Below are 20714 nucleotides of genomic sequence, written 5' to 3' on the forward strand. Positions count from 1 at the left end.
CGGCCGGGTTGCCGCCCTGCGGACCGATGGCCAGCGGACCGGGCAGGACCTCGACGTCGACCGGGTTCTTCACGCCGGGCTGGTCCTCGACGAAGCCCCGGAGTGCACCGCCGTGCACTCCGGGGCCACCTCCGAGGAGGTCCGCCCTCGCGGGCGCAGGCGCTTCGTCAGGCGTTGACGCAGGTGTTGCCGAACGCGGGGTTCAGCAGCGCGATCACGTTGACGGTGTTGCCGCAGACGTTGACCGGGACGTGCACCGGGACCTGGAGCAGGTTGCCGGACAGGACGCCGGGGGACCCCACGGCCTGGCCCGAGGCACCGGCGTCGGCCATGGCGGGGGAGGCGGCACCGGCGGCCATCAGAACGCCGGCGGTCAGCACGAGTGCCTTCTTGTACATCATTTGATTTCGATCCTTTCCCGCAGAGGCGTATCCACTGCAGAAATAACAACGAGCGGGTTCCGGAAAAGAAACCGCATGTTTTTGGCGACGCTTCGGCAATTCACCCCGATGCCCGGCTGGAAATAGGGCCGCCGGTTGATATGCGTCGCTATTCGTGCGGGCGGCCGGGCCGGGCCCTACACGCGGCGAGGCCGCCGCGACCCGTGGGTGCGGCGGCCTCGCTGGCGCGGACCGTTCGGTCAGCTGCCGGAGGAGACGTTGCCCGAGAGGACCGGGATGTTGCTGAGGATGTGCGAGAGAGCCTCGTCGCCCTTGGCCTGGGTGGAGTTCTCGGTGCACTGCTGGTTCTGCGGGCTGGACAGGACGGGGATGTCCTGGACGCCGACGTTGACCAGGGCCAGCACGGACTGCACGTTGGCCTTCGCGGGGAGGGCGATGCAGGGCTTGTTGAACGAGCCCTGGATCAGCGCCATCTGCGGGCTCATGTTGCCGTAGGTGGCCTGGTTGCCGTAGATCTGCGCGGCGTTGTTGCCGTTCGAGGTGTTGACGCCGTTGTCGTTCCCGATGGCCATCGCCTGCGGCGCCATGGCGGCACCCATGCCCACGACCGAGGCCGCAACCGCTGCCGTGGCCATCATCTTCTTGATCATTGTCGTCCCTTTTTTGCAGGATTGCCCGGTACCGGAGCACTCGGATCAACGGCCCGGACCCTGTTTGGGTTGCGTGGCTTCACCCGGATGCCGAAGTTTCGGACGGCGAGGTTGACGTTCCGGTGCCCGGATGTTGACGCGGAAGCCGCCGAACGGGGGCTGTGCACGAGGCGATCGGGTGCTCGGATCCGCCGCGCGCGCTCGCCGGGCGGTGTCGGGGATCCGGGGTGCGGCCGCCGCCGGGGTCCGGGGGAGCGCCGGGGTGAGCGGTCCGCCGGCCGCGGACGGCGCGTCCTTCTCCGTTTTTCCTTTTCGTTCGAACAATGGTGCATGCGATAACGACCCGTTCGCTATGAGGGTGCGCGCTATCGCCCAAAAGGCCGTACAGGCGAGTCCGACGTGATTTCCGGCCTGATTTCTGACAAAGTTCACTCCTGTTTTGTCCCCTTGATCGAAAATGGAGACAGGGTCATGGGTTCCTCCCGCAGAATCCTCGGCACGCTCGGTCTGCTGTCCTGCCTCGCACTTTCCCCGTACGTTCCCCCGGCGCTGGCCGCGGGGGCTCCCGCCCCCGGGGAGCTGGCCCGGGTCCCGTTCACCGAGCGTTACCAGGCCGTCCTCCACGGCGGGCTGGTGCGGGCCTCCAACTCCGGCATCAGCTGCCGCCGGGAGGAGTCCCCGGACGCCGAGCCGTGCGCCGAGGTCAAGCGGGGCGCGGCCGGGGTCAACGGCGACTTCGAGATGTTCTACAGCGAGGTCGACAAGGACCCCGACACCTACAACTCCACCCGAGCCGAGCTCAAGGTGCCGCAGGGCGCGAAGGTCGCGTACGCCCGCCTCTACTGGGGCGGCAACCTGCGCGTCGGCGAGCAGAAGCCGCCGCAGGACAACGGCCGGGTACTGGTCGCCGAGCCGGGCGGCGCGTACAAGGAGGTCCTCGCCGACACGGTGATGGGACACCGCGTGGACGCCGGCAGCGACGCCTACCAGGCCAGTGCGGACGTGACCCCGCTGGTCCGCAAGGGCGGCGCGGGGATGTGGACGGTGGCCCAGCTCAACATCGCCATGGGGCACTCCGAGGTGGGCGCCTGGGGCGGCTGGACGCTGGTCGTCGCCTACGAGCACCCGCGGGAGCCGGTGCGCCGGATCTCGCTGTGGGACGGCTTCGAGGGGCTGGCGGCCCGGGCCGCCGACGGGATCGTCGAGGTCGAGGGTCTGGACGCACCGCCCGGCGCCGCGGGGCGGGTCGGGGTGGTCGGGTACGACGGGGACCGCGGTGTCCTCGGGGACTCGCTCACCGTGACGTCGGACAGCGGTCGGAGGGTCAATCTCAGCGACTCAGAAAATCCTTTTAATGATGTTATGAATTCCACGATCACGGAATTCGGGCATCACTCGTTCGTGCGACAGCCCGAACATATGAATAATCTCGGATATGACGCGGACGTGTTCGATTTGAGTCCCGCCCTGTCCGGTGGTGCCCGCAGTCTGAGCTTCAGGTTCACGGGCGAAAGTCAGGGTCATTTCCTCGGTGTGCTCTTCGTACAGACAGACGCGCGCCGCTGAACCCAGGGGACCACTCCACGTGCCCACACAGCCTTTGGCAGGTCACCTGCCGACCGTCCTCCACCTCGTCCAGCCCGTCGACGGCGGGGTCGCCCGCGTCGTCGTCGACCTCGTCCGCGCGCAGAGCGCCGCGGGCCTGCGCGCCGTCGTCGGCTGCCCGCCCGGCGGGTTCCTCGCCGACGCCGCCCGGGAAGCCGGTGCGCGGGTGCTCACCTGGCGGGCCGGGCGGGCCCCCGGGCCCGGACTGCCCGCCGAGGTGATCGGCGCCCGGCGGCTGCTCCGCCACGTCCGCCCCGACCTGCTGCACGCGCACAGCGCCAAGGCCGGACTGGCCGGCCGGCTCGCCGCACGCGGATCCGTACCCACCGTCTTCCAGCCCCACGCCTGGTCCTTCGACGCCGTCTCCGGGGCCACCGGCGCGCTCGCCCTGCGCTGGGAGCGGTACGGGGCCCGCTGGGCCGACCGGGTGCTCTGCGTCAGCGAGGCCGAGCGCCGCGCCGGGGAGACCGAGGGGATCACCGCCCGCTGGTCGGTGATCCGCAACGGCGTCGACCTCGACCACTTCGGTCCCGGCGGCCCCGACCCCGACCCCGGCCCCGTCCGCGCCGGCGCCCGGGCCGGACTGCCGCTGCCCGCCGCCTTCCGGGGCGACGGACCGCTCGTCGTGTGCGTCGGCCGGATCTGCCCGCAGAAGGGCCAGGACGTCCTGCTGAGGGCCTGGCCGGAGGTGCTGGGCACGGTCCCCGGGGCCCGGCTCGCACTCGTCGGGGACGGCCCCGACACCGAGCGGCTGCGCCGCGCCGCGCCGCCCGGAGTCCTCTTCGCGGGCCCCGCCCCCGACATCCGACCGTGGCTTCGGGCCGCCGATCTCGTTGTACTGCCGTCGCGGTGGGAAGGCATGGCGCTCGCCCCGCTCGAAGCCATGGCCTGCGGCCGCCCGGTCCTGGTCTCGGACGTCAGCGGAGCCCGGGAGAGCCTGCCGTCCGGCCAGGGACGGCTGTGCCTGGTACCGCCGGAGGACCCGACGGCCCTGGCCAAGGCCCTGGGACGGCTCCTCGCCGAACCGCGGCTCCTCGCCGAACTCGGCGAGCAGGCCCGGCAGCACGCCCGGACCGAATTCGATGTGCGGCGGACCACGGACGCGGTCACCAGTCTGTACCACGAACTGCTGGGCAGGCCCCGGCCCTTGAACCAGGAGCGCATCAGCCGATGACGATGGACAGCGCACCCGCCCGGCACACCGGGCAGGGCGGCACGGGGCACGGCGGCGCGGCCGCCGCGACCACCGCCGTCCGCCGTTCCCGGGCCGCCATCCACCCCCCGCGCGGGCCCCGGGCCGGCCTGGCCCGGCCCGCCCTGCGGCCGCAGCGGGTCCGCCGCCGGGACGGGGTGCTCCCGCTGCTCACCGCCGACGCCCTCGCCGCCGTCCTCACCGCGGCGGCCCTGCCCGCCGCCGCCCCGCTGGGTACCGCGGCGCTGCCCGCCGCCGCGGCCGTACCCGCCGCCGTGCTGCTGGCCGCGCTGCACGCGCAGGCCGGGCTGTACCGGCCGCGCCTGGCCCCCTCCGCCCTCCTCGAACTCCCCGCGCTCGCCGGGCGCTCCGCCGTCCTGTGGGCCGGAACCGCCGCCGTCGTCGCCGCCGTGGCCCCCGGCCGGGCCCTGGGCTGGGCCGCGCTGCTGACCGCCGTCTGCCTCCAGGTCGTCCTGGCGTGCGCGGGCCGCGGGGTCGTCAACCAGCTCCGGCGCCGCACCGCCGTCCGCAGGCCCGACTCCGCGCTCGTCGTCGGCCCCGGCGCCGGGGCCGGGGCGGTGGCCGCCGCCCTGCACGGCCGCCCCGAGTACGGGCTGCGGCCCGTCGGCCTCGCCGGCACCGCCCCCGGGGACGCGGCGGACGCCGGCCCCCTGCCGGTCCTCGCGACCCACGAGGACGTCCGCCGCGCGGTCATCCAGAACTCGGTGCGGCACGCGGTGTTCACCCGCCCGCCGGAGGCCGACGAGCGCACGGCCTCGCTGGTCCGCCTCTTCCACGACCACGGCTGCCGGCTCTGGCTCGCCGACCCGGCCGGAACCGCGAAGGTCACCGGCATGCGGCTGGCGCACCCCGCCGACCAGCTGTGGGGGTACGCCGTCCAGCCGCTGCTGCCCCGCCCCGCGCGGCCGCTGGAGCGCTGGGCCAAGCGGGGCATCGACGCCGCGCTCGCCCTGCTCGCCCTGGTCGCCGCCGCACCCGTGATGGCGCTGTGCGCGCTCGCCGTACGGACCTGCGACGGTCCCGGGGTGATCTTCCGGCAGGAACGGGCCGGCCTGTACGGGCGCCCCTTCACCCTGCTGAAGTTCCGCACCCTGCGCGCCGACGCCCACGAGTCCGCCACCCGCTGGACGGTCGCCGGGGACCGCAGGATGAGCCGGGTCGGTTCCTTCCTGCGCAAGTCCTCGCTGGACGAGCTGCCGCAGCTGTGGAACGTCGTACGCGGTGACATGAGCCTGGTCGGCCCGCGGCCCGAACGGCCCTTCTTCGTCGCGAAGTTCTCCACCGTCCACCCCGGCTACGAGGCCCGTCACCGGATGCCCGTCGGCATCACCGGGCTCGCCCAGATCAACGGCCTGCGCGGGGACACCTCCATCGAGGACCGGGCCCGCTTCGACAACCACTACATCGACACCTGGTCGCTGTGGCAGGACCTGTGGATCCTCGCCCGCACCGCGGCCTCCTTCTTCCGCTTCCGGCTGGGGGGCAGTTGATGAGCCTGGCCGTGTCCCCGCACCGCGTACGGTCCGGGCTGCCGGACCTGCTGCGCCGGCACTGGCCGCTGCTGCCGCTCGCCGCGACCGTGCTGTTCCTGCTCGCCCCGCTCCCGGCGGGCGACGCGACCGCCTCCGGCAAGGTGGGACCGGCCGACGCCGCCTCGCTGCTGCTGGTGTTCGTCTGCGCGGTGCAGGCGCTGCGCGGGCGGGTCCGCGAGCTGAGCCCGCTGGGCGTCCTGGTCCTCGGGACGCCCGCCGTGGGGCTCGCGGTGGCGACGGTGACGGCGGGCGACCCGTACGCCGCCCTGCCGGGCTTCGTGCGCTACCTCCAGGTCTTCGTCCTGGTCCCGGCGGCCGTGGTGCTGCTGGTCCGCGACGCCGGGGAGTTCCGGATCGCCGCCGGGTGCTTCGTGGTGCTGGCGCTGGTCCAGGGAGCGGTCGGGGTCGTGCAGTTCGCGACCCGCACCGGGGCCTCGTACCAGGGCGAGGACATCCGCGCGGTGGGCACCTTCGGCCCCGGTGACGTCATGGGCATGGCCACCGTCGTGGCGTACGGGCTGATCGTGGCGACCGCCGCCGCGCTGGCGCCGGGACTGCCCCGCACGGTCCGCCGGGCGGCCGCGGGCGCGGCGCTCGCGCTCGCCCTGCCGCTGGTTCTGTCGTTCAGCCGGGGCGCCTGGATCGCCACCCTGGGAGCGGCCGTGCTGGTGATGCTGCTGGCCGGGATCCGGCGGGCGCTGACGGTGCTCCTCGCGCTGGCCGCGACCGGTGTGGTGCTGGTGGGCGGGCTCGGGGTCGGCTCCGAGATGGTCGCGGAGCGGCTGACCTCCATCACCCAGGTCTCCAGCGCCCCCGACCAGTCCGTGACCGACCGCTACACGATGTGGGCCGCCGCCGAGTCGATGTGGCGCGAGCGGCCGGCGGCGGGGGTGGGCCTCAAGGGGTTCCCCGCCCACCGGGACGGGCACTCCTCGCTGGGGCTGTCCTCCGGCAGCGACACCGCCGGGGCCGGGCAGGCGTACGTCCGCCAGCCGCTGCTGTCCCCGCACAACATGTACCTCCTGATCCTCAGCGAGCAGGGCCTGATCGGGCTGACCGCCCTGGTGGGCGGCTGGGCGGCGCTGCTGGTCGCGGGCCTGAGACGGCTCGCGGGCGGCGGGCCGGCGCGGGACTGCGGGCTGATCGCGGTCGGCCTGCTCGCCTGGCAGCTGACCGACTTCCTCTACGCGGACATCGGCGGACCGTCCACCGTCCTGACCGGGGTGATCATCGGCCTGGCCGCCTGGTGGGCCCTTCCCCCGCGGGACACCGAGGCCGGGCGCGGCGGCCCTGCGGCCGGCCCGCGCACCGCCTCGGCTGCGGCCGGCCGGTGACGGACACCACGCCCTGGCGGCCCGCCTCCGGCCCTCCGGCCGGGGCGGGCCCCACCCGTGTGCCGGGGACCCCGGACCTCACCGCCGGCCCGGCGGCCGCCCCGGACCCGGACCGGCCGCCGGGGGAGCCCGCCGGGCCCGCCGCGCGGGACCGTGTCCGCCGCCAGGGCGCCCGGGGCCCCGGCGCTCACCCCGGGGCCGCCGCGGAACCCCGCAGCGTGCGCGTCGTGCCCAGGGGCGCGGAGGAGCCCGCCGCCGGGGCGTACGGGCCCGCCGGGCCCGCCGGGCCCGCCCGGTACGCGGGCGGCGCCGCCCCCGGGGTCCGGACCGCCACCCGCCGGGCCGCCACCCGCCGGGCCGCCGCGGCCGCGCCCCCGCGGACGCCCGCCTCGCCGGGCGGGAACGCGCCCGCGCCGCTGGGGCGGTTCCTCGCCAAGGCCGCCGCCGTCACCGCCGGGCTCACCGCCGCCGGGGCGGTGTTCGGGCTCGTACGCGACCAGACCATCGCGCACCTCTTCGGCGCCGGGCACGACAGCGACGCCTTCCTCATCGCGTGGACCGTGCCGGAGATGGCCTCGACGCTCCTCATCGAGGACGCCATGGCGCTGCTGATGGTCCCCGCCTTCAGCCACGCCCTGGCCCGGCGGGCCGCCGGCCGGGCCGGGCTCACCCGCAAGGAGGCCCGCGCGCAGGACCCCGTGCGGATGCTGGTGGCGGCGACCCTGCCGCGGCTGGCGGTGCTGCTCGCCGCCGTCGCCTCCGTGCTCATCGTCGCCGCGCCGCTCGTCGTCGCCGTCCTCGCGCCGGGCCTGCCCGATCCCGGGCTGGCCGTGCAGTGCACCCGGCTGACCGCGCTGACCGTGCTCACCTTCGGGATCGCCGGGTACTTCAGCGCCGCGCTGCGGGCGCACCGGTCGTTCGTACCGCCGGCCGCGATCTACGTCTCGTACAACGTCGGCATCATCGGCACCATGCTCGCCCTGCACGCCCTGTGGGGGGTGCGGGCGGCGGCCGCCGGGGTCGCCGTCGGCGGGCTGCTGATGGTCCTCGTCCAACTGCCCGCCTTCATCCGGAACGTCGGCTTCGGGCCGGCCCGGGCCAAGCGCGCCCCCCGCAGCCAGCGCGACCGCGACCGGCCCACCCTCATCGCCTTCGGCCTCATCGCGCCCGTGATCTTCTTCGCGGTGTTCCGGCAGTCCCAGGTCCTGGTGGAGCGGTTCCTCGCCGCCTCCCTGCCCTCCGGCGCCATCTCGCACCTGAACTACGCCCAGAAGGTGGCGCAGATGCCGATGGTGCTGTCGCTGATGATCTGCACCGTCACCTTCCCGGTGGTGGCCCAGGCCATGGCCGCCGGAGAGCGCGAGAAGGCCCGCCGCCGCGTGGAGCAGGACCTCGCGCTGGCCTCCCTCGCCGTCCTGATGGGGACCGCACTCGTCATCGGCTACGCCCCGCAGATCATCCAGGTCCTCTTCGAACGCGGCGCCTTCACCCACGAGGACACCCTCGCCACCGCCTCCGTCATGCGGGTCTACGGACTCGGACTCCTCGGCCACTGCCTCGTCGGCGCGCTCTCCCGGCCCTTCTTCTCGACCGCCCGGCCCACCTGGTTCCCGGCGCTCGCGATGGGCGCCGGACTCCTCGTCAACATCGTGGCCGGAGCCTTCGCCGTCGGCTGGTGGGGCACCTACGGCATCGCCGCCGCCAACGCCGCCGGCATCAGCACCACCGCCGTCCTCCTCCTCACCGGCCTCGGCTCCCGGATCGTCGCCATCCAGGTCCGCCGGGTCGCCGTCAGCATCGGCCGGCTCGCCGTCGCCGCCGTCGCCGCCTGCGGCACCGGCTGGATCGCCGGCCCGATGATCCCCGACCCGACGGTCAGCGCCGCCCTCGGCTGCCTGCTCGTCCCCGCCATGTTCGGGGCCACCGGCATGGCCATACGCGCACTCGAAGTCACCGCCCTGCCCGGTCAGATCGCCCAGCTCTCCTCCCAGCTCACGCAGAGGTTCCGCAATGTCCGCTGACACCGACACGGCTCCCGCCGCCGTGGTGGTCCCCGCCCGACGGGCCGCTTCGCCGTGGGTCCTGATGTACCACTCGGTCGCCGAGTTCACCGACCCCGCCGAGGACCCGTACGGGATCACCGTCACCCCGCGCGCCCTGGAGGCCCAGCTGCTGTGGCTGCGCTCCCGGGGCCTGCGCGGCGTGTCCGTCGGTGAACTGCTCCGGGCCCGGGCCGCCGGACGCGGCGACGGGCTCGTCGGCCTCACCTTCGACGACGGGTACACCGACTTCCTGACCCGGGCCCTGCCGCTGCTGCGCCGCCACGACTGCACCTCCACCCTCTTCGTGCTGCCCGGCCGGCTCGGCGTCGACAACGTGTGGGACCCGCTGGGCCCGCGCAAGGGCCTCCTCACCGCCGAGGGCGTCCGCGAAGTCGCCGCCGCCGGACAGGAGATCGGCTCGCACGGGCTGCTCCACCAGGACCTCACCGCCGCCGACGACGACGTGCTCGCGCAGGAGCTGCGGAGCAGCCGCGACCTGCTGGGCGGGCTGACCGGGACCCTGCCCGAGGGCTTCTGCTACCCGTACGGGCACCTCGACGCCCGGGTCGTCGACGCGACACGGGCCGCCGGGTACGGCTACGCCTGCGCCATCGACCCGGGCCCGCTCGCCGGACGGCACGCGCTGCCCCGCACCCACGTCAGCCAGGCCGACGGCGGGGCGCGGCTGCGGATCAAGCGGCTGCGCCACCAGGTGCGGGAGCTCCGGCGGGGGGTGCGCCGGTGAAGGACGTACGCAAGGACGTGCGGGAGGCCCGGACGCTCCACATCATCACCGGGCTCGGAGTGGGCGGCGCCGAGCAGCAGCTGCGGCTGCTGCTGCGGCACCTGCCCATGCCCTGCGACGTACTGACGCTGACGAACCCCGGGCCGGTCGCCGAGGGGCTGCGCGCCGACGGGGTGCGCGTCGTCCACCTGGGGATGAACGGGAACCGGGACCTGGGCGCGCTGCCGAGGATGGTGAAGTTCATCCGCCGCGGCCGGTACGACCTCGTGCACACGCACCTGTACCGGGCCTGCGTGTACGGGCGGCTCGCGGCCCGCCTCGCCGGCGTCGGGGCGACCGTGGCCACCGAGCACTCCCTCGGCGCGGGCGAGATCGAGGGCCGGGCGCTGTCGGGCGGCGTACGGGCCCTGTACCTGGCCAGCGAGCGCCTCGGCGCCGCGACCGTGGCCGTCTCGGACACCGTGGCGGCCCGGCTGGAGGGCTGGGGGGTGCCGGCCGCGCGGGTGCACGTCGTGCCCAACGGCATCGAGGCCGTCCGCTTCCGCTTCGACGAGGGCGTACGGCGCTCCACCCGCGCCCGCACCGGGCTGCCGGAACGGGCCTTCGTCGTCGGCGGCGTCGGCAGGCTGGTGCCGGGCAAGCGGTTCGACGTCCTCGTCCGGGCCGTCGCCGCGCTGCCCGGGGCGCACCTCCTGCTGGCCGGCGACGGGCCGGAGCGGGCCGCGCTGCGGCTGCTGGCCGCCGAGCTGGGCGCGCAGAGCCGCATTCACCTGCTGGGGGAGCGGGACCCGCTCGGCGACAGCGCCGACGGCCGCACCCCGGGCATCCCGGCGCTGCTGGCCGCCATGGACGTCTTCGTCTCCCCGTCCCGGGAGGAGGCGTTCGGCCTGGCGGTGGTGGAGGCGCTGGCCGCGGGCCTGCCGGTACTGCACGTGACCTGTCCCGCCATCGACGACCTGCCGGCCGCCCAGGCGCCCGGCGCCCGGCGTATCGGCACCGGCACGGAGGAGCTGGTCGCGGCCCTGCGCGGCCACATGGAGGCGGGCGCCCGACGGCTGCCGCCGCCGCCCGTGGTCCGCCGCTACGACATCGCCCGCAGCGCGGAGCGGCTCCTGGACGTCTACGCCCTCGCGCTGGCCGGGCCGGCGGACCGGGCCCGGACGGTACCGGCCGCCGCGTCCCCGCTGCCGGCAAGGACACCGGGGCCCGCGCCGGCGCCCCCGGCGCCCCCGGACCCGGCCCGCCCCCGCTCCGGACGGAACGGGGCCGGCGCGCCCGGGCCCGGCTGATCCGCACACCCCCGGCCACGGGAACGGCCGGGACCCCGAGAACTCTCTCCACTCCCAGGAAGCGAGCACGCCCATGGCCGACACCGCCGACCAGAAGAAGCCCGACCACCGCTCGGAGAAGAAGAAGGCCGCCCGTCGCGGGCTCGTGCCGCCGCCCGCGTGGTGGCCGCTGCCCGCCTGCGCCCTGCTCGGGCTGGCCGCGGGCGGTGCGTACGGGGTGCTCAAGGCCCCCGAGTACGCTGCCACCAGCTACGTCGTCGCCGTTCCCGACGACACCACCGAGCCGGCCACCGCGCTGGGCTTCGCCCAGGCGTACGCCCGCATCGCCACCAGCAGTTCCACCCTCGCGTACGCCCAGCCGCGCGCGGGCATCACCGTGCGGCGGCTGCGGACCCAGGTGCGGGCGGAGACCTCCCCCGAGTCCCCGATGATCGCCATCACCGGCACCTCCAAGAGCCCCGCCGAGGCCGCCGACATCGCCAACGCCGTCGCGGACGCGCTGTCCCTGAGCAGCAATCAGGCCGCGAAGAACACCGGCGTCCAGCTGCTGCTGTTCAACCAGGCCGTGGCCCCCACCGACCCGGCCTCCCCGTCCGCGCCGATCAGCGGCGCCGTCGGGATGTGCGCGGGCGGTCTGCTGGGCGGGCTGTGGCTGCTGGCCCGCCCGGCGCGCGGACGGCGCCGGGACCAGGCCGGCGCGGCCGTCGCCGCGGGCGCGCCCCCGGTCGAGGAGTACGCCACGCTCCCGGCGCAGGGCGACCACGCCGAGACCAAGGAGAAGGAGTCCGTGCGATGAGTCCGGGCTCCGCCGGGGCCCTGGCGGTGACGCTGTGCCGCGATCCCCGGCAGTTCGCCGCGCTGGAGGAGCCGTGGAACCGGCTCGTCCGCGGCTGTCCCACCGCCACCCCCTTCCAGAGCCACGCCTGGCTGCACTCCTGGTGGCTGTCGTACGGGAAGGAGGGCCGGCTGCGGATCGTCCTGGTGCGGCGCGACGGGGAGCTGGTCGGCGCGGCCGCGCTGATGCTCGTTCACCGGCCGCTGCCGCTGCTGGTGCCGCTCGGCGGCAACATCACCGACTACTTCGACGTGCTCGTGGCCGCCGAGCACGCCGGCCAGGTCGTCCCGGCGCTGGCCCGCGGGCTGCACCGGGCCGCCCGGAGCGCGGTCGTCGACCTGAGGGAGGTGCGCCCGGGGGCCGCGGCGGAGGGCGTGTACGAGCACTGGACGGGGGCCCGCAGCAAGCTCACCGACTCCACCTGCATGGAGTTGCCGACGCTCCCCTTCGACGAGCTGGTCAAGCGGATGCCGGCCTCCGGGGGCCAGCGGGTGCGGGCCAAGCTCCGCAAGACCGACGCGGCCGGGATCGAGGAGCACGAGGTCACCGAGCAGGAGGTGCCGCGCGCCGTACGGACCCTGCTGCGGCTGCACGAGAAGCAGTGGCGCGGCCGCGGGGTGACCCCCGAGCACCTGAGGCCCCGGTTCGCCGAGCACCTGACCCGGGCCACCCGGCGGATGGTGCGGGCCGGGGAGGGCCGGCTGACGGAGTTCCGCCTCGACGGCGAGGTGGTGGCGGCGAACGTGACGCTGCTGTCGGCCGGGCTGAGCGGCGGCTACCTGTACGGCGCCGACCCGGACCTGCGCACGCGCAAGGTCGACGTGGCGACGCTGCTGCTGCGCTACGAGGCCGGCCGGGCGCTGGCCGACGGCCGCCCGGTGGTCAGCTTCCTGCGCGGCAATGAGCCGTACAAGAACCACTGGCGGCCCGAGACGGTCGTCAACCAGCGGTTCCTGCTGGCCACGACCGCGCTCGCGCCCCTGCTGCGGCTGCACGAGTCGCAGCTCGCGGGGCGCGGGCGGGCGGTGGACGTACTGCGGGAGGCGCTGCCGGCCGCCAGGGACTGGCGGGCGCGGCTCAACGAACTGCGGGTGCGGTGACCCGGCCGGCCGGGCCGGCCGGACCGGCCGGGCTAGAAGGGCCAGAAACCGTAGCCGTCCTTCCAGTCGACCTGGACGCAGACCGACTGTTTGCCGACCAGCTTGGAGAGCCACTCGCCGAAGTTGAGCGGCACGCACCACTGCTTGCTGTTGGCCGGCGGCTTCGGCGGCTGGGGCTTGGGCGGCGTGGGCAGGGGCGCGGGCGTCGGGACGAGCGGGCTCGGCGCCGCGGGCGAGGGCGAGGGCGCCGGGCTCTCGGGCGCCGGGACGACCGGGCTCGGGATCACCGGGCTCGGGACCACCGGGCTCGGCGCGACCGGCGAGGGGACCTCGGGCGCCGGGACTTCCGGGGTCGGGACCTGCGGAGTCGGGACCTGCGGAGTCGGGACCTCGGGTGCGGGGACGAGCGGGCTGGGCACGACCGGGCTCGGGGCGACCGGGCTCGGGATCTCCGGAGTGGGAACCTGCGGGGTGGGGATCTCGGGGGTCGGGACCTGCGGGGTCGGGACGACCGGGGTCGGAACCACGGGAGTGGGAACCACGGGGGTCGGGATCACGGGCGTCGGGATCACCGGGGTCGGGATCACCGGGCCGGGCTTCTCGGGCGTCAGCGCGTCGCGGAAGACCTTCGCCGAGTCCGGGTTCTGCTTGCACTGCCACACGCCGTGCGGGCAGTAGTCGGTGATGGTGTGGTAGAGCGGCTTGTGCTGCTCGATCCACTTCAGCATGCGGCGCACGTACTCCGGATTGTCCCCGTGCCGGAACAGCCCCCACTCCGGGTAGGAGATCCGCTTGCCGTGTGCTTTCGCGAAGTCGACGTGCTGCTGGAGTCCGTACGGCTGGGTGATCTGGTCGTCGAAGGTCCGGCCGGGAGCCTGGTCGTACGAGTCCATCCCGATGATGTCGACCACGTCGTCGCCGGGGTAGCACTTGGTCCAGCCGATCGCGTCCGTACCCCGGTTCGGGGCGAAATCGAACTTGAACTTCTGTCCCGGCACGGACCGCATCGCGCTGACGGCGCGCTTCCAGTACGTCTTCCAGCCCTCCGGGTCCGGCCCGCAGCGGTGGGTGTAGGTGGTGCCGTTCATCTCCCAGCCGAGCACGATCACCGTGTCCGGGACGTCCAGCGCCACCAGCTTCTCGGCGAGCCTGCGGAAGTGCCGGTCGTACTGGCCCTCCGCGCCCGCCCGGATCAGCTGGGCCACCTGGTAGTCGGGCACCCGCTCCTCGTTCCGTGCCTGCATGGGCACGTTGAGGACGAACATCCGGTCGTCGTCGGCCAGCCGCCAGGCGGCCCAGTCCGCGAGGAACGACACGTTCCCCTCGATGCCCGCCCACTGGTCGCCCGGGAGATAGGTGTGCCCCACCCGGATCTCCCTGCCGCCCAGCCAGCGCGACAGGAGCGGGATGCGGGCCACCCCGGGGGGCCCGTAGTCGAGATAGGCGCCCATGGCGATGTCGGAGCCCTTGGGCCGGTCCTCCTCGGGTGCCGCGAGCGCGGCCCCGGTCGCAAGCAGTCCGGCCGTGACCGTACCGATGCAGGTGCTCGCCAGTCGGCGGCGTGGTCTGGGCATGGCGTCTCCCGGGCTTTCCTGAATCGGTGTGCTTACCAGAGACGTTAGACATCAGATCTGACGAATGGCCTGTTCGGTCACCGCCGCCTAGGCCATTCGCAGCTGCGCACCCTCCCCGCTTGGTCCGACTAGGTGAAAGACACCGTTCCCATGCACGCGTTCACCAACCATGTGCCGGCCGTCCTGCTCAGACTCGATCGCAATCCGTTCCACCACGGAACCCTCGGCGCCGTCAGATCCCTTGGCCGCAAGGGCGTGGAGGTCCATGCCGTCGTCGAGGCCGGGGGAGGTCCCATGGGGCGTTCGCGGTATCTGCGCGCCGTGCACGCGGGACCTGACGGAGGGTTGGACCCGGAGGCGCCCGAGGCGCTGCGGGAGTGCCTGGCCGGGGTGTCCGAGCGGATCGGGCGGCCCGCCGTCCTCATCGCCATGGACGATCTGAGCGCCATCGCCGTGTCCCGGATCGCCCCCGGCCTGACGGACCGTTTCCGGATCCCCCATCAGCCCGACCACCTGCCCGCCCGGGTGGCGGACAAGGCGGAGCTGTCCCGGCTCTGCGCGCGGTGGGACGTCCCGCACCCGGAGACCGTGATCCCGGCGAGCGGGGCGGAGGCGGCGGAGGCCGCGTGGAGCCTGGGGCTGCCGGTGATCGCCAAGTGGAGCCGGCCGTGGCTGCTGCCCGCCGGGGCCGACGGCTTGCGCAGCACCCAGCTCGTGCACACCGTGGCCGAGGCGCGCCGCCTCTACGAACGCTCGGCCGAGGCCGGGAGCAGGCTGCTGCTCCAGCGGTTCCTGCCGGCCGGGCCGGACACCGACTGGTTCTTCCACGGGGCCTTCGCGCGCGGCGGACGCCCGCTGCTGGCCGGCTCGGGCCGCAAGGAGATGTCCTGGCCGGTGCGGACGGGCCTGACGGCGGTGGGCCGCTGGCTGCCGGACCCGGCGGTCGAGGAGGCGGGGCTGAAGCTCGCCGAACGCCTCGGCTACCAGGGGATCCTGGACCTGGACTTCCGCCGGGACGAGCGCGGCACCTTCCGGCTGGTGGACTTCAACCCCCGGCCGGGGGCGCAGTTCCGGCTGTTCACGGACGCGTCCGGGCTGGACGTCGTCCAGGCGATGTACCTGGACCTGACGGGGCAGCGGGTCCCGGAGCCGTCGGGCGGCCCGGGCCGGGTGTTCGTCGCCGAGAACTACGCGCTGCTGTCGCTGCTGCGGGGCGGGTCGCTGCCGCGCCGCCTCCCGGCGGGCCCCAGGCCCCCCGCGGCGGGGGCCGCTCCGAGGGTGCCCCCCGGCCGGCCGGCCCCTCCCGTACCTCCCGTACCTCCCGTCCGGCCCGCCGTCGGCGCCCAGGCGGTCCCCGGCCGGCGGACCGGGCCGGTGGTCGCCGGACCCCGGTCCGCGCCCGGGGCCGCGGCCGCGGCCCCCGCCCCGCCCCCTGCCGCTGCCGAGCCGGCGGGTACCGCGGGGCGGGGACCCGCGCGGGTGCTGCCGCGGGGCGAGCGGGGGCGGGTCGAGGCGGCCTGGTTCGCGTCCGACGACCCGCTGCCGTTCCTGGCGATGCTGGCCGCCTTCCTCGGCCGGGGCGCCGGCAAGGGCGTGCGCGCCCTGCGCGGGGTACCCGCCCACGGCCGCCGGACCGCCCGTGCGGTGGTCCGCGCCCCCCGCCAGCGCGGCCGCGACCGGCCGGACGCCGCGGGCGGCGCCGCGGCCTCCCGGCCGGCCCCGCCGGAGGCCCCGGCGGAGCCGGACGAGCTGGTGACCCGTTGACCGTGGAGAGGAAAGGACGGCGGCTGTGACACGGACGGACGATCTCGTGGTGATCGGCGCGGGCCCGTACGGGCTGTCGATCGCCGCGCACGCGGCGGGCGCCGGGCTCGGCGTGCGCGTGCTCGGGCGGCCGATGGCCTCCTGGCGCGACCACATGCCCGGCGGCATGTACCTGAAGTCGGAGCCCTGGTCCTCCAACCTGTCCGCACCGGACGGGCGGCACTCGCTCGCCGACTACTGCGCCACGCGCGGAACGGCGGCGGAGCACGGCACTCCGCTGCCGATCGGAACGTTCAGCGCGTACGGGATGTGGTTCGCCCGCCACGCCGTGCCCGAGGTGGAGGAGGTGACCGTGACGGAGGTGACCCCGCACGGCGCCGGCTTCCGCGTCCACACCGCCGAGGGACCGCCGCTCCTCGCCCGTACGATCGCCCTCGCGGTCGGGGTGATGCCCTTCGTCCACCACCCCCGGGCCCTGCGGGACCTGCCCCCCGCGCACTACTCGCACAGCAGCGGCCACGGCGACCTGGCCCGCTTCGCCGGGAGCGAGGTCGCCGTGCTCGGCGCCGGACAGGCGGCCCTGGAGACCGCCGCCCTGCTGGCCGAGCAGGGCGCCCGGCCCTGCCTGGTGGCCCGGCGCGCCCGGCTGAACTGGAACACGCCGCCGCAGCCCCTGAGCCGGCCCCCGCTGCGCGCCCTGCGCGCACCGCACAGCGGGCTGGGCACCGGCTGGCGCAGCTGGGTGTGGTCGGAGCTGCCCTGGGCGGTGCACCGGCTGCCCGCCGCCACCCGGGAGCGGATCGCGGCGACCGCGCTGGGCCCGGCGGGCGCCTGGTGGCTGCGGGACCGCTTCGAGCGGCGCGTACCGGCCCTGCTCGGGCACCGGCTGCACCGGGCGACGGCGGTGGGCGACCGCACCCGGCTGGAGCTGACCTCCCCGTCCGGGGAGCCGCTGGTGCTGGACGCCGCGCACGTCATCGCGGCGACCGGCTTCAGCCCCGACCTGGACCGGCTCCAACTCCTCGACGCGGGGCTGCGGGCCGCGCTGGAGACCGTGGGGCAGAGCCGGACGCCTGAGCTGAGCGCCGGGTTCGAGTCCTCGTGGCCGGGACTGTTCTTCGCGGGGCTGCTGACGGCTCCCTCATTCGGCCCTTCCATGCGATTCGTGCACGGTGCGGGCTTCACGGCGGGGAGACTGGTGGATGGAGTCCGCAGGCGCCTCGGCGCCCGGGGTCCGCTGCCGGGCTCCACCGGCGCCGCACGGACCGACCGCGCCACGGCCGGGCATCCGAAGACGTACCTGCGGTGAGAGCCGCGGTGAGAGGGGTCCGCGATGAGCGGGGAGCGAGCACAAGGCAGAGGCTGGGTACGGATCCCCGCCAGCCGGGGGGAACAGCCCGCGCCGGGCAGGACCGCCGGGTACGACCGTGCGCCCTACGCGACGAACGCCGGGTACGACCGACCGCCCTACGCGACGAACGCCGGGTACGACCGTGCCCCGTACGCGGCGCCCGCCTACCCCGCCCAGCCGCCGATCTACCTGTCCCTCGTCACACGCTGGCGGGAGGCCGGGCGCACCCTTCCGGGGCATCCTGACGAGGAGTGGGAGCGGCTGATCTCGCAACCGTACTGGCCCGGCCGTTAGGGGGTGTGCGTCTCATGGCAGCGGCGGAGCGCGACAGCCCCGAGGAGCGCCGGCGGTCCCCCCTGACCGGACCGGGCGAGCGGCTCGCGCTGAACGGCATGGGCAGCTTCGAGTGGGACCTCGGCGACGGCACCCTGGCGCTGGACGAGGCCGGGATGACCGTCTTCGACCTGGAGCCGGCCGAGTTCGACGGCACGCCGGAAGGGCTCGGCGTACGGATCCCGCCCGAGGACGGCGCCCGGCTGGGCGAGACGGTGGTGGCCGTCCTGGACAGCGGCGGCGAGACGTACGGCGCGTACTTCACGGTGCACCGCCGCGACGGCCGCGACCAGTGGACGCACACCCAGGGCCGGGTGCTCCGGGACGCGGACGGGCGGGCCCGCCGGATCGTGGGGATCGTCCGGGACGCCACGGCCGAACTGGCCCAGGCGACGCAGCTGCGCAAACTGGAGTCGGCGCGCGCCCAGCAGTCGACGATCGTGCAGCGGACCACGGACGCCCTGTCGCGGGCGGTGACGGTCGACGACGTCACGGCCGCGCTGACCGGGGCCGGCGCGCTGGAGCGGCTCGGCGCGGACGGACTGGCCCTCGGCCTCGTCGAGGGCGGCACCATGAAGATGATCGCGATGAGCGGGGAGTCCCTGGAGATCCTCGGCGAGCGCAGCACGACCCGGCTGGACGGCTCGCTGCCGCTGTCGCAGACGGTCCTGACCCGCAAGGCGCGCTTCGTCACCTCCCTGGCCGCGCTCGGCGAGGAGTTCCCCCTGCTGCGGGACTACCTCGGCCGCATCCGGTACGACGCCGCCGCCTACCTGCCGCTGATCGCGCAGGCCCGGGCCATCGGCGGGCTGGTGCTCTTCTACCGGCGGCGCACCGATTTCAGCCCGGAGGAACGCAACCTGTGCCTGGGCCTCGCGGGCATCGTGGCGCAGTCGCTCCAGCGGGCGCTCCTGTTCGACCAGGAGCGGGAGTTCGCCACCGGCCTCCAGGCGGCGATGCTGCCGCGCCGGATCCCCGAGATCACGGGCGGGGAGATCGCGGTCCGCTACCACGCCGCGTGGAGCGGGCGGGAGGTCGGCGGCGACTGGTACGACGTGATCTCCCTGCCCCGGGACCGGGTGGGCATCGTGGTCGGCGACGTACAGGGCCACGACACGCACGCGGCCGCCATCATGGGCCAGCTGCGGATCGCGCTGCGGGCGTACGCCGGGGAGGGCCATTCGCCGTCCACCGTGCTGGCGCGGGCCTCTCGGTTCCTCGCCGAGCTGGACACCGAACGCTTCGCGACCTGCATGTACGCGCAGGTGGACCTGGAGTCGGGGAGCGTACGGGCGGTCCGCGCGGGCCACCTCGGCCCGCTGATCCGGCACACGGACGGGCGTACGGGCTGGCCCAAAGTACGCGGCGGGCTGCCGCTGGGCGTGGCCACGCTCTTCGCGCAGGAGGAGTTCCCCGAGACCCGGCTCGATCTCGTCCCCGGAGAGACGCTGGTGCTCTGCACGGACGGCCTGGTGGAGGAGCCCGGCACCGCCATCACCCAGGGCATGGAGGCCCTCGCGCACGCCGTGCGCAGCGGCCCGCAGGGGGCCGGGGCGCTCGCCGACCACCTCCTGGACCGGCTGTGGGAGCGCTGGGGCTCCGGTGACGACGTGGCCCTTCTGGTGCTGCGCCGGGCCCCCGACCCGGGCACCCACCGGGCGCCGCGCATCCACCAGTACGTCCACCAGGCCGACCCCGAGGGGCTCTCCGAGGCCCGTCACGCCCTGCGGCAGGCGCTGCACGACTGGGGCATGCCCGAGATCGCCGACGACGTGGAGCTGGCGGCCGGGGAACTGCTGGTCAACGCCCTGCTGCACACGGACGGCGGAGCGGTGCTGACCATGGAGGTGCTGCCGGAGCCGGTCCGGCGGATCCGGCTGTGGGTCAAGGACCGCTCCAGCGTGTGGCCGCGCCGGCGCACCCCCGGCGAGGCCGCCACGACGGGGCGCGGCCTGCTGCTGGTGGACGCGCTGGCGACGCACTGGGGCGTGGAGTCCCGGGGCGACGGCAAGGCGGTGTGGTGCGAGTTCGACGCCGGGGGAAGCCCCCGGAGCGCGGGGTGACCATCCGGTGACGCCGAGTTGTGGGGCGCCGGGGGCAGGGTGATGATGCGGCTATGGAACGGAAGTCTTCGGGCCGGGCAGCGCCCGTGCGCAGGCTGGGCAGGGGCGCCACGACGGGCATCCTCGCGCTGCTCCTGCTGGCGGCCGGGGTGCCGACGGTCGTGGACTGGACGACTGGGCGCCCGCACGCGGACCCCGGGTGCCAGTCGACGGCGTTCATGTCGATGACGGGCGTCGCGCCCGAGTGCCGGTAGCGGCGGCTACCGGACCCGGTGCGTCAGCGGTGGCGTCCCCCGGGCCGCTCAGCGGGACGGGTGCAGCTCGATGTCCCGGCGGTCCTCCGCGACGGTGCGCAGCGAGCTGGGGAGCAGGCCGCCCGAGCGGCGGATCTCCTGAAGACGGACATGGGCGCCGGCGGCGCCCGGGCGGACGTCGGGCGTCAGGCGCAGGGAGCCCGTGGCCTCCCAGCGGTGCACCTCGCCGTCGCAGTCGGCCTCGCCGCCGCCGAAGCCCAGCCTGGTGCCCTCCTGGAGGACGGTCGCGGCGATCTGAACCGTCCCCACGGGTGACGGCGGAGTGCAGCGGTAGGTCCCGGAAAGAGTGACGGTGCCGTCCCCACCGATCCGCGCGTCCCGCTGTACGGAAATCTCCTGACCGCCGTGGGCGGCGCTCGCGGTGGCGGTGAGAACGGTGGCGGCGGCCAGTGCGGAAAGGGCCGCCAAGGCCAGGCGGGGGCGGGAAACGCGCATGATTCCTCCAAAGGGACGCGGCTGTTGACGTGGTGCGGATTCGGTCGGCGGGAATCCGCCGGAACGCATTGTGCTGGCATATGGGCGGCAAGCGGCTCCGCACACTCGTGTCGGTGTGTGCAATTGCCCGCTCG

18 protein-coding genes are annotated in these 20714 nt (G+C 75.0%); 14 read left to right on the top strand and 4 right to left on the bottom strand.

Annotated elements, in window-relative coordinates:
• Positions 1–167: 167 nt before the first annotated feature.
• Positions 168–401, bottom strand: coding sequence for a chaplin (locus ABT106_RS04940; protein WP_351272392.1), 234 nt, complete (start codon positions 399–401; stop codon positions 168–170).
• 239 nt (positions 402–640) lie between these two features.
• A complete protein-coding gene (locus ABT106_RS04945) occupies positions 641–1051 on the bottom strand; it encodes a rodlin (protein WP_267721697.1) in 411 nt (136 codons plus the stop codon).
• 471 nt (positions 1052–1522) lie between these two features.
• Here ABT106_RS04945 and ABT106_RS04950 point away from each other — a divergent pair, with 471 nt between their 5' ends.
• From ABT106_RS04950 to ABT106_RS04990, 9 genes are all read left to right on the top strand, one after another.
• Positions 1523–2617 (top strand): DUF3344 domain-containing protein, encoded by a 1095-nt coding sequence (locus ABT106_RS04950; protein ID WP_351272395.1) that lies wholly within the window; start codon positions 1523–1525, stop codon positions 2615–2617.
• 19 nt (positions 2618–2636) lie between these two features.
• A complete protein-coding gene (locus ABT106_RS04955; protein ID WP_351272397.1) occupies positions 2637–3830 on the top strand; it encodes a glycosyltransferase in 1194 nt (397 codons plus the stop codon).
• Positions 3827–5359, top strand: coding sequence for an exopolysaccharide biosynthesis polyprenyl glycosylphosphotransferase (locus ABT106_RS04960; protein ID WP_502979217.1), 1533 nt, complete (start codon positions 3827–3829; stop codon positions 5357–5359). Before ABT106_RS04955 ends, ABT106_RS04960 begins: the two co-directional genes overlap by 4 nt.
• Complete coding sequence (locus ABT106_RS04965; RefSeq protein WP_351272400.1) at positions 5359–6735, top strand: O-antigen ligase family protein; 1377 nt, start codon at positions 5359–5361, stop codon at positions 6733–6735. The genes ABT106_RS04960 and ABT106_RS04965 overlap by 1 nt, the downstream gene beginning before the upstream one ends.
• Positions 6736–6962: 227 nt before the next feature.
• Positions 6963–8756 carry a murein biosynthesis integral membrane protein MurJ gene (gene murJ, locus ABT106_RS04970; RefSeq protein ID WP_351272403.1) on the top strand — a complete coding sequence of 598 codons (1794 nt, stop codon included), beginning with the start codon at positions 6963–6965 and terminating at the stop codon, positions 8754–8756.
• On the top strand, positions 8746–9522 hold the full coding sequence (locus tag ABT106_RS04975) for a polysaccharide deacetylase family protein (RefSeq protein WP_351272405.1): 777 nt from the start codon (positions 8746–8748) through the stop codon (positions 9520–9522). Before murJ ends, ABT106_RS04975 begins: the two co-directional genes overlap by 11 nt.
• Complete coding sequence (locus ABT106_RS04980; RefSeq protein WP_351272408.1) at positions 9519–10811, top strand: glycosyltransferase; 1293 nt, start codon at positions 9519–9521, stop codon at positions 10809–10811. Before ABT106_RS04975 ends, ABT106_RS04980 begins: the two co-directional genes overlap by 4 nt.
• Positions 10812–10884: 73 nt before the next feature.
• Positions 10885–11607 carry a YveK family protein gene (locus ABT106_RS04985; RefSeq protein WP_351272411.1) on the top strand — a complete coding sequence of 241 codons (723 nt, stop codon included), beginning with the start codon at positions 10885–10887 and terminating at the stop codon, positions 11605–11607.
• On the top strand, positions 11604–12746 hold the full coding sequence (locus ABT106_RS04990) for a GNAT family N-acetyltransferase (protein ID WP_351272414.1): 1143 nt from the start codon (positions 11604–11606) through the stop codon (positions 12744–12746). Before ABT106_RS04985 ends, ABT106_RS04990 begins: the two co-directional genes overlap by 4 nt.
• A 32-nt stretch (positions 12747–12778) precedes the next feature.
• On the opposite strand, the gene ABT106_RS04995 is transcribed toward ABT106_RS04990, so the two are convergent.
• The gene (locus ABT106_RS04995; protein ID WP_351272417.1) at positions 12779–14320 is read right to left on the bottom strand and encodes a glycoside hydrolase family 26 protein; all 1542 of its coding nucleotides are present in this window, start codon (positions 14318–14320) and stop codon (positions 12779–12781) included.
• A 150-nt stretch (positions 14321–14470) separates the two neighbouring features.
• Between ABT106_RS04995 and ABT106_RS05000 the strand changes: the two genes are divergently transcribed.
• The 5 genes from ABT106_RS05000 to ABT106_RS05020 are packed head-to-tail and all read left to right on the top strand — an operon-like array spanning position 14471 to position 20085.
• A complete protein-coding gene (locus tag ABT106_RS05000) occupies positions 14471–16084 on the top strand; it encodes a carboxylate--amine ligase (protein ID WP_351272420.1) in 1614 nt (537 codons plus the stop codon).
• A gap of 25 nt (positions 16085–16109) precedes the next feature.
• Positions 16110–17393, top strand: a complete 1284-nt coding sequence (locus ABT106_RS05005) for an NAD(P)-binding domain-containing protein (RefSeq protein ID WP_351272423.1) — start codon at positions 16110–16112, stop codon at positions 17391–17393.
• Between the two features lie 24 nt (positions 17394–17417).
• Entirely contained in the window at positions 17418–17729 is a 312-nt protein-coding gene (locus ABT106_RS05010) for a hypothetical protein (RefSeq protein WP_351272426.1), read from the top strand.
• 14 nt (positions 17730–17743) lie between these two features.
• Positions 17744–19831 carry a SpoIIE family protein phosphatase gene (locus ABT106_RS05015; protein ID WP_351272428.1) on the top strand — a complete coding sequence of 696 codons (2088 nt, stop codon included), beginning with the start codon at positions 17744–17746 and terminating at the stop codon, positions 19829–19831.
• 53 nt (positions 19832–19884) lie between these two features.
• On the top strand, positions 19885–20085 hold the full coding sequence (locus ABT106_RS05020; RefSeq protein WP_351272429.1) for a hypothetical protein: 201 nt from the start codon (positions 19885–19887) through the stop codon (positions 20083–20085).
• Positions 20086–20133: 48 nt separating this feature from the next.
• On the opposite strand, the gene ABT106_RS05025 is transcribed toward ABT106_RS05020, so the two are convergent.
• Positions 20134–20580: a DUF6299 family protein gene (locus tag ABT106_RS05025; RefSeq protein ID WP_351272431.1), complete on the bottom strand. Its 447-nt coding sequence runs from the start codon at positions 20578–20580 to the stop codon at positions 20134–20136.
• Between the last annotated feature and the right edge of the window lie 134 nt (positions 20581–20714).

This window comes from Streptomyces sp. NPDC002044 (assembly GCF_040296725.1).
In the GTDB taxonomy this organism is placed as follows: Bacteria; Actinomycetota; Actinomycetes; order Streptomycetales; family Streptomycetaceae; genus Streptomyces; species Streptomyces antarcticus.

Bases quoted from the DNA above. Each gene is read 5' to 3' on its own strand.
- ABT106_RS05025 (WP_351272431.1), bottom strand. From the start codon at position 20,580: ATGCGCGTTTCCCGCCCCCGCCTGGCCTTGGCGGCCCTTTCCGCACTG.
- ABT106_RS04990 (WP_351272414.1), top strand. From the start codon at position 11,604: ATGAGTCCGGGCTCCGCCGGGGCCCTGGCGGTGACGCTGTGCCGCGAT.
- ABT106_RS04975 (WP_351272405.1), top strand. From the start codon at position 8,746: ATGTCCGCTGACACCGACACGGCTCCCGCCGCCGTGGTGGTCCCCGCC.
- ABT106_RS05020 (WP_351272429.1), top strand. From the start codon at position 19,885: ATGGAACGGAAGTCTTCGGGCCGGGCAGCGCCCGTGCGCAGGCTGGGC.
- ABT106_RS04950 (WP_351272395.1), top strand. From the start codon at position 1,523: ATGGGTTCCTCCCGCAGAATCCTCGGCACGCTCGGTCTGCTGTCCTGC.
- ABT106_RS05010 (WP_351272426.1), top strand. From the start codon at position 17,418: ATGAGCGGGGAGCGAGCACAAGGCAGAGGCTGGGTACGGATCCCCGCC.
- ABT106_RS04995 (WP_351272417.1), bottom strand. From the start codon at position 14,320: ATGCCCAGACCACGCCGCCGACTGGCGAGCACCTGCATCGGTACGGTC.
- ABT106_RS05015 (WP_351272428.1), top strand. From the start codon at position 17,744: ATGGCAGCGGCGGAGCGCGACAGCCCCGAGGAGCGCCGGCGGTCCCCC.
- ABT106_RS05000 (WP_351272420.1), top strand. From the start codon at position 14,471: ATGCACGCGTTCACCAACCATGTGCCGGCCGTCCTGCTCAGACTCGAT.
- ABT106_RS04965 (WP_351272400.1), top strand. From the start codon at position 5,359: ATGAGCCTGGCCGTGTCCCCGCACCGCGTACGGTCCGGGCTGCCGGAC.
- ABT106_RS04940 (WP_351272392.1), bottom strand. From the start codon at position 401: ATGATGTACAAGAAGGCACTCGTGCTGACCGCCGGCGTTCTGATGGCC.
- ABT106_RS04985 (WP_351272411.1), top strand. From the start codon at position 10,885: ATGGCCGACACCGCCGACCAGAAGAAGCCCGACCACCGCTCGGAGAAG.
- ABT106_RS04945 (WP_267721697.1), bottom strand. From the start codon at position 1,051: ATGATCAAGAAGATGATGGCCACGGCAGCGGTTGCGGCCTCGGTCGTG.
- ABT106_RS04960 (WP_502979217.1), top strand. From the start codon at position 3,827: ATGACGATGGACAGCGCACCCGCCCGGCACACCGGGCAGGGCGGCACG.